The sequence below is a fragment of the Brevibacterium rongguiense genome (assembly GCF_009857845.1).
Taxonomy (GTDB): domain Bacteria; phylum Actinomycetota; class Actinomycetes; order Actinomycetales; family Brevibacteriaceae; genus Brevibacterium; species Brevibacterium rongguiense.
Genome location: NZ_WWEQ01000037.1, coordinates 20,206 through 29,557 on the forward strand (window position 1 = coordinate 20,206; position 9,352 = coordinate 29,557).

At 72.2% G+C, this 9,352-nt stretch carries 7 protein-coding genes; 3 read left to right on the top strand and 4 right to left on the bottom strand.

Going from position 1 to position 9,352, the window contains the following annotated elements:
* Window positions 1-32: 32 nt before the first annotated feature.
* Together purB and GSY69_RS09200 are read left to right on the top strand one after the other, a co-directional pair.
* Complete coding sequence (gene purB / locus GSY69_RS09195) at window positions 33-1,463, top strand: adenylosuccinate lyase (RefSeq protein WP_160953563.1); 1,431 nt, start codon at window positions 33-35, stop codon at window positions 1,461-1,463.
* The gene (locus GSY69_RS09200; RefSeq protein WP_160953564.1) at window positions 1,460-2,227 is read left to right on the top strand and encodes a polysaccharide deacetylase family protein; all 768 of its coding nucleotides are present in this window, start codon (window positions 1,460-1,462) and stop codon (window positions 2,225-2,227) included. Before purB ends, GSY69_RS09200 begins: the two co-directional genes overlap by 4 nt.
* Here GSY69_RS09200 and GSY69_RS09205 read toward each other — a convergent pair.
* Window positions 2,205-3,527, bottom strand: coding sequence for an aldolase/citrate lyase/malate synthase family protein (locus tag GSY69_RS09205; protein ID WP_160953565.1), 1,323 nt, complete (start codon window positions 3,525-3,527; stop codon window positions 2,205-2,207). The two genes, GSY69_RS09200 and GSY69_RS09205, sit on opposite strands and share 23 nt — an antisense overlap.
* A gap of 47 nt (window positions 3,528-3,574) precedes the next feature.
* The gene (aceA, locus tag GSY69_RS09210) at window positions 3,575-4,855 is read right to left on the bottom strand and encodes an isocitrate lyase (RefSeq protein WP_160953566.1); all 1,281 of its coding nucleotides are present in this window, start codon (window positions 4,853-4,855) and stop codon (window positions 3,575-3,577) included.
* A 242-nt stretch (window positions 4,856-5,097) separates the two neighbouring features.
* Between aceA and GSY69_RS09215 the strand changes: the two genes are divergently transcribed.
* Window positions 5,098-6,660 (top strand): helix-turn-helix domain-containing protein, encoded by a 1,563-nt coding sequence (locus tag GSY69_RS09215; protein WP_160953567.1) that lies wholly within the window; start codon window positions 5,098-5,100, stop codon window positions 6,658-6,660.
* A 186-nt stretch (window positions 6,661-6,846) separates the two neighbouring features.
* On the opposite strand, the gene GSY69_RS09220 is transcribed toward GSY69_RS09215, so the two are convergent.
* Both GSY69_RS09220 and GSY69_RS09225 read right to left on the bottom strand, forming a co-directional pair.
* On the bottom strand, window positions 6,847-7,635 hold the full coding sequence (locus tag GSY69_RS09220) for a response regulator (RefSeq protein ID WP_160953568.1): 789 nt from the start codon (window positions 7,633-7,635) through the stop codon (window positions 6,847-6,849).
* A 7-nt stretch (window positions 7,636-7,642) separates the two neighbouring features.
* Window positions 7,643-9,352 (bottom strand): sensor histidine kinase (locus tag GSY69_RS09225; RefSeq protein WP_235936436.1); only part of this gene is annotated, 1,710 nt, incomplete at its 5' end.

A 9,352-nucleotide genomic window follows, 5' to 3' on the forward strand; every position in this document is an offset into this window, starting at 1 on the left:
TGCGCGCGGCCAAGCCGTGCTTGAATGGGCCCATGACTCGCGTCTCCCTCGCCCAGCTCACCCCTGCCATCGCGCTCGGCCCCCTCGATGGCCGCTATCGGGCGGATGCGGCGCCGCTTGTGGACTACCTGTCCGAGGCCGCGCTCAACCGCGACCGGATCCACGTCGAGGTCGAGTGGTTCATCCACCTCGCGGACTCGCACGCGGTCCCCGGGGTCCGCGACCTCACCGACGGCGAGCGGGCGAGCCTGCGAGGCCTCGTCGACGGCTTCGACGCGGACACCGTGGCCAGGCTCAAGGAGATCGAGGCCGTCACCGTCCACGACGTCAAGGCCGTGGAGTACGTCATCAAGGACCGGCTGCGCGAGATCGGCGCGGGCGACCTCAGCGAGCTCGTGCACTTCTGCTGCACCTCCGAGGACATCAACAACCTCGCCTACGCCCTGGGCATCAAGGGCGCGGTCCAGGAGGTGTGGCTGCCGCGCGCGGCCGCGCTCATCGATGCGCTCGAGGCGATGGCGGCCGACCTCGCCGACGCGCCCATGCTCGCCCGCACGCACGGCCAGCCCGCCACCCCCACGACCATGGGCAAGGAGCTCGCGGTGCTCGCCCACCGCCTGCGCAGGCAGTACGGGCGGATCGCCCACGCGGAATTCCTCGGCAAGATCAACGGCGCCACCGGCACCTACGCTGCCCACCGGGTGGCCGTGCCCGGTGCGGACTGGCCGGAGCTCGCGCGCACGTTCGTCGAGGGCCTCGGGCTCTCGTTCAACCCGCTGACCACGCAGATCGAGTCCCACGACTGGCAGGCCGAGGTGTATGCCGACATCGCGCGCTTCAACCGGATCGCGCACAACCTCGCCACCGATGTGTGGACCTACATCTCCCTGGGCTACTTCACGCAGATCCCCGTCGCCGGCGCCACCGGCTCCTCGACGATGCCGCACAAGATCAACCCGATCCGCTTCGAGAACGCGGAGGCCAACCTCGAGCTCTCCGACAGCCTGCTCGACGGCCTCGCCGCGACGCTGACGACCTCACGCCTCCAGCGCGACCTCACGGACTCCACGACGCAGCGCAACATCGGCGTGGCCCTCGGCCACTCGGTGCTCGCGCTCAACAACCTCGTCAAGGGCCTCGAGCGGCTCTCCCTCAACCGCGCGGCGCTCGCGGCGGACCTCGATGCGAACTGGGAGGTGCTCGCCGAGGCGATCCAGTCGGTCATGCGCGCGGCCTACCTGCGCGGCGTCGAGGGCATGGACAATCCCTACGAGAAGCTCAAGGAGCTCACGCGCGGCCATCGCGTGGGGCAGGCCGAGCTGCAGGAGTTCGTGCGCGGCCTGGGCCTGCCCGCGGAGGACGCGGAGCGGCTGGCGCAGCTCACGCCGGCCGCGTACAGCGGGGCCGCCGAGGCGCTGGCCCGCGCGGAAGCGCAGGCGTGGGGCGCGGCCTCGCACACGTGAGGCGCACCGCCGTTCCGGGCCGGATCCGCACCGCGCGCCGCCCGCCCCTGAGCCGCGGCTTCTGGGCCGCGGCCGCCGCAGCCGCGCTCGTCGTGGTGCTCGCCGCGGTCACGGCCACCCCCGTCTCGCGCTCGCGGGACTTCTCGCTCATGGGCGAGACGATCAGCCACCTCGACACCCAGGACAAGGTCGTCGCGCTCACGTTCGACGACGGGCCGGACGATGCCTGGCGCCAGATCCTGCCCATGCTGGCCGACCGCGGCGTGCGGGTGACGTTCTTCCTCAACGGCATGTACATGCGCAGCCACCCGGAGGTCACCCCGCGGCTCATCACCGCCGGCCACCAGATCGGCAACCACACATGGTCCCACCGGCACATGCTCGCGATGACGCAGGGCCAGATCGCCCAGGAGATCGTCTCCACCGACGAGCTCATCCGCCGCGCCGGCTACCGCGGACGGATCGCCTTCCGGCCGCCGTACGGGCAGAAGCTCGTGGCGCTGCCGTTCTACCTGGCCACCCACAACCGGCTCAGCGTGCTGTGGAACAGCGAGCCGGAGGACTTCCACCACAAGGGCCAGACCGTCGACCAGATGGTCGACGCGGCGCTCCACCAGATCCGGCCGGGCTCCATCATCGTCATGCACCCGTGGTTCGACCGGTGGAAGACCCGGGCGGCGGCCGCCCGGGTCATCGACGAGCTGCAGGCCAGGGGCTACAGGTTCGCCACCGTCAACGAGCTCACGCAGCTGCGCGACGGCTGAGCGCGGCGCGCGCCCGGCGGTCGATGAGGTGCGCCTCGTAGGCCCGCTCGAAGAGGCCGGGCTCGAAGTGGTCGGCGAGCACCGCGGCCGCGAACAGCTCGGCGGCGTCGTCGTAGAAGTCGGCGGAGTCGCGCAGGGTCGTCGCGAGCTCCTCGGCGAGCATCCGCGCGAACACCTCCGGGGTGCAGGAGCGCCCGTCGGCCAGCTCGGCGCGCCGGCTGAACGCCGCCCACAGCTGGGTGCGGGAGAGCTCCGCCACGGCGGTCGAGGTCTCCGACCCGCGCGAGGTGGGCCGGCCGCGCAGCCAGCGCTCCAGGTGGTCGATGCCCAGGCGCAGGGCCGTGCGCAGGCTGTGCTCGCTCAGCGGCGCGGCGGGGGCCTGCGGAGCACTCACGTGGGCGACGAGCTGGGTGAGGAAGTCCCCCGCGCAGTCCGCGTCGCTCCAGGTGGGCGCCACCACTGCAGCCGTGTCGTGGACGGCGGCCAGCAGCGCCGTGGCGAACTCGAGCGGGGCCGCGCTCGCCCCGGCCCAGTGCTCGCCCAGCGCCAGGCCGATCTCGTCGATGGCGAGGGCGGCGGCGGGGCTGTCGAGCTGGACGGTCGCGCTGATCGTGCCGTCCTCGAACCCGCGGTACTCCTGGGCGAATGCGAAGACCCGGTGCCACCAGCGCGCGTCCTGCGCGCCGGCGAGCTTGGCGAGCACCACCTCGGGGCGGCGGCCCTGGAGCTCGAGGCGCCCGGCGCTGTGGAAGAAGAACAGGCCGAAGTCGGTGAGCGCGGCGCTGGCGGCGCTCTCCGTGCCGTCATCGGCGATCCAGCGCAGGTGCTCCTCGCTGGCGTGCATGGCCCGGGGCCGGATCGCCAGGCGGCGCGGCTTCGTCGCCTTCGCGTGCAGGCGGCGCCCGCCGCGGGGGTCGATGAAGGAGTTGTGCCCGCGCACGGCGGACGCGATGTTGAGCTGCGCGGTGATGATGTTGTCCCACCGGGGGCTCATCCCGTCCTCGAGGTCGGCCAGCCACACCTCCGCCGCGGAGTCCGCGGCGCAGGCGGCCTCGGCTCCCAGCGGAGGTGCGGTGACCGACGAGGGGCGGGGCGCCTCGGCGGCGGTCCGCACGGCGTCGACTGCCTGTCCCAGCTCGCTGCGATCCAGGGCTCCGGCGAGGCCGGAGCGCCCTGCGACGAGGGCGCGCAGCTCGGGCGCGAACTCCTCGTGCAGTGCGGCGACGAATTCCAGAGCCTGCGCGGTGAGGATGGTGTCGAAGCCGGGCTCGGCGGGCCCTGTGATCGTCATGCGGGACATGGTGGACTCCTAATCAGGCAGCCGGCCGTGCGGCCGGGTGGTGCGGGTCAGAACTGCGCGGTCTCGGTGGAGCCGGACAGCGCGGTGGTGGTGGAGGCGGGGTTCACGGCCGTCGAGACGAGGTCGAAGTAGCCGGTGCCCACCTCGCGCTGGTGGCGGGTCGCGGTGTAGCCGCGGTCCTCGGCGCCGAACTCGCGCTCCTGGAGCTCGACGTAGGCCTTCATCTGCTCGCGGGCGTAGCCGTGGGCCAGGTCGAACATCGAGTAATTGAGCGAGTGGAAGCCGGCCAGCGTGATGAACTGGAACTTGTAGCCCATCGCGCCGAGCTCGCGCTGGAACTTCGCGATCGTGTCGTCGTCCAGGTGCTTCTTCCAGTTGAACGACGGCGAGCAGTTGTAGGACAGCATCTGGTCCGGGTACTCGGCGTGGATCGCGTCCGCGAAGCGCTTGGCGGCCTCGAGGTCCGGGGTGGAGGTCTCCATCCACAGCAGGTCCGCGTACGGGGCGTAGGCGAGGCCGCGGTCGATGCAGGGCTCCATGCCGTTCGTGATCTTGTAGTAGCCCTCGGCGGTGCGCTCGCCGGTCACGTACTTCTGGTCGCGCTCGTCGATGTCCGAGGTCATGAGCGTCGCGGCCTCGGCGTCGGTGCGGGCGATGACGAGGGTGGGGACGTCCTGGACGTCGGCCGCCAGGCGGGCCGCGTTGAGGGTGCGCACGTGCTGCGCGGTGGGGACGAGCACCTTGCCGCCCAGGTGGCCGCACTTCTTCTCGGAGCCCAGCTGGTCCTCGAAGTGGACGCCCGCGGCGCCGGAGTTGATCATGCCGCGCATGAGCTCGTAGACGTTGATCGCGCCGCCGAAGCCGGCCTCGGCATCGGCCACGATCGGGGCCAGCCAGTCGTCGACCTTGACGTCGCCCTCGGAGGTCTCGATCTGGTCGGCGCGCATGAGCGCGTTGTTGATGCGGCGGACGACGGCGGGCACCGAGTTCGCGGGGTAGATCGACTGGTCGGGGTAGGTCTCGGAGGCGAGGTTCGCATCGCCGGCGACCTGCCAGCCGGAGAGGTAGATGGCCTTGAGGCCGGCCTTGACCTGCTGGACGGCCTGGTTGCCGGTCAGCGCGCCGAGCGCGTTGACGTAGTCCTCCGTGTGCAGGAGGTCCCACAGGCGGTCCGCGCCGTGGCGGGCCAGCGTGTGCTCCTCGATGAGCGAGCCGCGCAGCTTGACGACGTCCTCCGGCGTGTAGTCGCGGGTGATCCCGGCCCACCGGGGGTTGTCCTCCCAGTCCTTGCGGATGGCCTCGGCATCGTGGATGTTCTTCGTCGTCATCGTGTGGCGTCCTTCTCTGCGTTGCGGTTGCTCTGTGGGATCCATCCTTCCGCCCCGACAAGGACCGCGGGAGGAAATCTCGGAAGAATACGCGCGATATTTCTGCTCGATGCGATTCGGTGTCTTCTGTGGCACGTGCACCGGACCCGTGCCAGAATCGTGGCAGCGGCAGGAGCACGAGCAGCGGCAGCGGACGCGCGCACGGCCGCGCGACAGGCAAGCAGCGAGGAGAGGGACCCGCGATGACGAACGACACGGCAGCCCCCGCGCCCCCCGGCGCCGGCGAGCGCGGCCCGCGCGGCGACGCCCTGGTGGCGGGCGGGGTGGGCACGGTGGGCGCGGGCGCCGCCGCGGCCCCCGAGTCCGGCCCGGGCGAGGCCGATGCGCTGAGCATCGGCCGCCGCATCCGCCACTACCGCACGGAGCGGGGCCTGACGCTGGCCCAGCTGGGCGCGGCCGTGGACCGGGCCGCCTCGCAGATCTCCGCATTCGAGAACGGCCGGCGCGAGCCCTCGGTCTCCCTGCTGCGCGCCTGCGCCAAGGAGCTCGGGGTCACGGTGGCCGACCTGCTCGATCCGCGCCCGGTCGATGCGCGCCAGGCGCTCGAGCTCGAGGCCGAGCGCAACCAGGAATCCGCCCTCTACTCCTCGCTGGGCCTGCCGCACGTGCGCGTGAAGTCCCAGCCCACCGAGACCCTCGAGGCGATCGTGGGCCTGCAGCGCGCACTCGGCCGGGTCCTTGAACAGCGAGCCGCGACGCCCGAGGAGGCGCGGCGGGCCAACCGGATGCTGCGCGAGCAGATGCGCGCGAAGGACAACCACTTCCCGGACATCGAGGCCGCAGCCGCCGGACTGCTGGCGACCGTGGGCTACGACAGCGGGCCGCTCACCCAGCGCCAGGCGGCCGGCGTGGCCGAGCACCTGGGCTTCACCCTCCACTACGTGCCCGACCTGCCGCGCTCCACGCGCTCCGTGCTCGATGAGAAGAACAACCGGATCTACCTGTCCAACGACACCTCGGCCGGGCAGGACGCGCGCTCCCAGCTGCTCACTACGCTGGCCTCGCACATCCTCGAGCACACGACGCCGAAGAACTTCCAGGATTTCCTCCTCCAGCGCGTCGAGGCCAATTATCTGGCCGCTGCACTGCTCGTACCGGAGAAATCGGCCGTGGCAATGCTCCAAACAGCGAAGAAGAACCGGCAGATTTCTATTGAGGGGCTGCGCGACCAGTACGGGGTCAGCTACGAGACGGCGGCTCACCGCTTCACCAACCTGGCCACCGCGCACCTGGACCTGCCGGTGCACTTCATGAAGGTGCACAACTCGGGGACGATCTACAAGGCGTACTCGAACGACGGGCTGCCCTTCCCCACCGATCCGCTGGGCTCCGTCGAGGGCCAGTACGGGTGCAAGCGCTTCACCTCGCGCACGGTCTTCACCACGGAGGACCGGTTCAGCCCGTACTTCCAGTACACGGACACGCCCGCCGGCACGTTCTGGTGCACGGCCCGGGTGCTGCCCGGCGGCGGGGACTTCTCCATCAGCGTGGGCGTGCCCTTCCAGCACGTGAAGTGGTTCTGGGGCCAGGACACTCCGCACCGCTCGGAGTCGCGCTGCCCCGATCCCACGTGCTGCCGACAGCCTCCGGCGGAGCTCGCCGCGAAGTGGGAGCACGCCTCCTGGCCCTCGGCGCGCACCCATGCCTCACTGCTGGCCGCCGTGCCGCCGGGGGTCTTCCCCGGCGTCGACACGACCGAGGTGTACCAGTTCCTCGAGCGCCACGAGCCCCATCCGCCGCTGTAGCGGCGGGGACCGGTCGGGGAGGGCAGAGTCGGACCGGGGATAGGGCAGGCCGGGCCCGGCGGTGCGAAAGCAGCAGGCTTCCTCGGCGGGCAGCCGGCGCCGGGCAATGCGCCGGGCAGGGCAGCGGCCAACGCGCAGGGCGAGGCGCCCCTCGCCCGCCCAAGCGAGCGCACCGCGCCCGCCCGGCTACGCGGGCGCTGCACCGGGGCCGCGGCCCGGGCCGCGCTCGGCCAGCGAGTACTCGAGCACGGGCCGGCCGGCCGCCCCGTAGCGCGGCTGCCGGCTGAGCACCCCGGCATCGGCCATCGACTCGAGGTAGCGGCGCGCGGTCACGCGCGAGACGCCCACGGTCTCCCCCGCCTCGGCGGCGGACAGCGCGCCACCGGTTTCGATGGCGGCGACGAGCTGGCAGTGCATCGCCTCGGGCACCCCCTTGGGCGCCTGCTTGGGCGGGGCCGCGGCAAGCGCCGCGAGCACGGCGTCGACCTCCGTCTGCGTCATGTCCTCGCCCGCGGGGCTGGGCTCGAAGCGCTGGCGGAATTCCAGATAGGCCTCGAGCTTGGACTTGAAGACGGGAAAAGTGAAGGGCTTGATGACGTATTGGACGACGCCCAGCGACAGCGCGTCCTGCACCACCTTCATGTCCCGCGAGGCCGTCACGGCGATGACGTCCACGCGGATCCGGCGCGCGCGCAGCGCGCGCATGAGCGTGACCCCGTGGCCGTCGCCCAGGTTCATATCGAGCAGCAGCAGGTCGATGCGCCGGGCCTCGAGTCCCGCGATCTGGCCGGTCATGGCGGCAAGCGCCTGGCTCGCGTTCTTCGCGATGCCGAGCACGCTGAAGCCGTCGACCCGGCGGACGTACTCGGCGTGCGCCTGCGCCGCGATCGCCTCGTCCTCGACGACGAGCACGCCCACGTCGGCGCAGCCGCGCGCGGCCCCGCTCCCGGGGCCCGGTTCGCTGCTGTCGGTCATGCCTCCATCATCCACCGGGCTCCTCCGTCCGGCGCGGTGGCGCTGTTGCGGATTCGCCATGGCCGGCGCCGGGCAGCCACACGATGAAGGCGGCCCCCCGCGGGTCGCCGGGCTCATCGGGCCCGCCGCGCACGTCGATCGCCCCGCCCAGGCGGCGCACGGCCTGCACGACGATCGAGAGCCCCACCCCGCGGGAGGCCGCGCGCGCATGGCCCTCCCCGCAGTCGGCCCCGACGCCCCGGTGCTTGGTCGACCAGCCGCGCTCGAACACGCGGTCGATGTCCTCCTCGGCGATCCCGGGCCCGTCGTCGGCCACCGCGATCTCGAAGCCCTGGGCGTCCGAGCCGCTCACGCTCAGCCACACCCGCCGGCGCGCGGGCTCGATGCCGGGGCGCGAGACCGCGTCGAACGCGTTGTCGAGCAGATTGCCCACGACCGTGACGAGGTCCCGCTCGGCCCCGCGCAGCACGCCGGAGAGCCGCTCCGCATCGACGCGCAGCTCGATGCCGGCCTCGTGCGCCTGGGTGAGCTTGGTGAGCAGCAGCGCGGAGACCACGGGGTCGTCGAAGCCGGCGAGCATGTTCGCCGACGGGCGGTCCATGAGCGTCATCTCCCGCGTCGCGAACTCGAGGGCCTCGCGCGCCTGGCCCGTCTCGATGAGCGAGGCGATGATGTGCATGCGGTTGGCGAACTCGTGGGTCTGGGAGCGCAGCGATTCGGAGAACGACTGGAGGGACACGAGCTCGCCGGAGAGCTCCTGGAGCTCGGTGTGATCGCGCATCGTCGTCACCCACGTGTCGCCCGCGCCCTCGGCCGGCTGCTGGTTGACGACGAGCACGCGCTCGTCCGTGTAGCGGAACTCGTCGCGGGCGTACGCCCCGGACGACAGCAGCCCGCGCAGCTCCGCCGGCAGCGCGTCGAGCAGGTCCTGAAGCGGCACGGTGTGCAGCGTGCGCTGCTCGGGCAGCCCCAGCAGCTCCGCGGCCTCGCGGTTGTACAGCGCCTCGCCGCGCGTGCGGTCGAACAGCAGCAGCCCCTCGCTGACCGACTGGAGGACGGACTGGTAGTAGCCGATCATGTTGCCCAGCTCCGCGGTCCCGTAGTCGCCGGTCGCCCGCCTCAGCCCCCGGGAGGTCAGCCAGGTGGCTGTGACGCCCAGCACCAGCGTCACCGCCCCCACGCCCACGATCCAGGCCCCCTGGGGGGCGAAGAGGCTGCGCACGTCGTCGCCGTGGACTCCCGCGCGCACACCGCCCACCACCTCATCGCCCCTGCGGATGGGCGCGGTGGCGTACATCATGCCGCCCTCCGGGCCGCCGCGGTAGCTCGTCTCGGTGCGGCCCTCGCGCACGCCGGGCTGCACCTCGTCCGCGTCGAGCACCTCGATCTCGTCGAGGCGGTACTCGCGCTTGATGTTCTCCAGCAGCGCCGCGATCCGGTCCGGGTCCCGGTCCTCGATCGCCCGGGAGCCGGCCATCACCTCCGCCGAGGCGCGCAGCACGTCCTGCTCCGTGCGCGTGGCCGCGTTCGAGATCTGGATGTAGAGCAGCGTCGTGGTCAGCAGCACGATGCCGATGAGCATGAGCGAGTTCGCGAGCATGATCCGCGCTGCGGCGCCGAAGCGCACGCTGCGCAGCACCCGCCCGGCGTGCGCCCTCCGGCTCCCCGGACCGGCCGACGGCGCCCCGCCGCGCGGTCCCGGCCGGCGCGCCGGGGC

Coding starts and splice junctions, on each gene's coding strand:
- purB (WP_160953563.1), top strand. CDS start 33: ATGACTCGCGTCTCCCTCGCCCAGCTCACCCCTGCCATCGCGCTCGGC.
- GSY69_RS09205 (WP_160953565.1), bottom strand. CDS start 3,527: ATGTCCCGCATGACGATCACAGGGCCCGCCGAGCCCGGCTTCGACACC.
- aceA (WP_160953566.1), bottom strand. CDS start 4,855: ATGACGACGAAGAACATCCACGATGCCGAGGCCATCCGCAAGGACTGG.
- GSY69_RS09215 (WP_160953567.1), top strand. CDS start 5,098: ATGACGAACGACACGGCAGCCCCCGCGCCCCCCGGCGCCGGCGAGCGC.
- GSY69_RS09220 (WP_160953568.1), bottom strand. CDS start 7,635: ATGACCGACAGCAGCGAACCGGGCCCCGGGAGCGGGGCCGCGCGCGGC.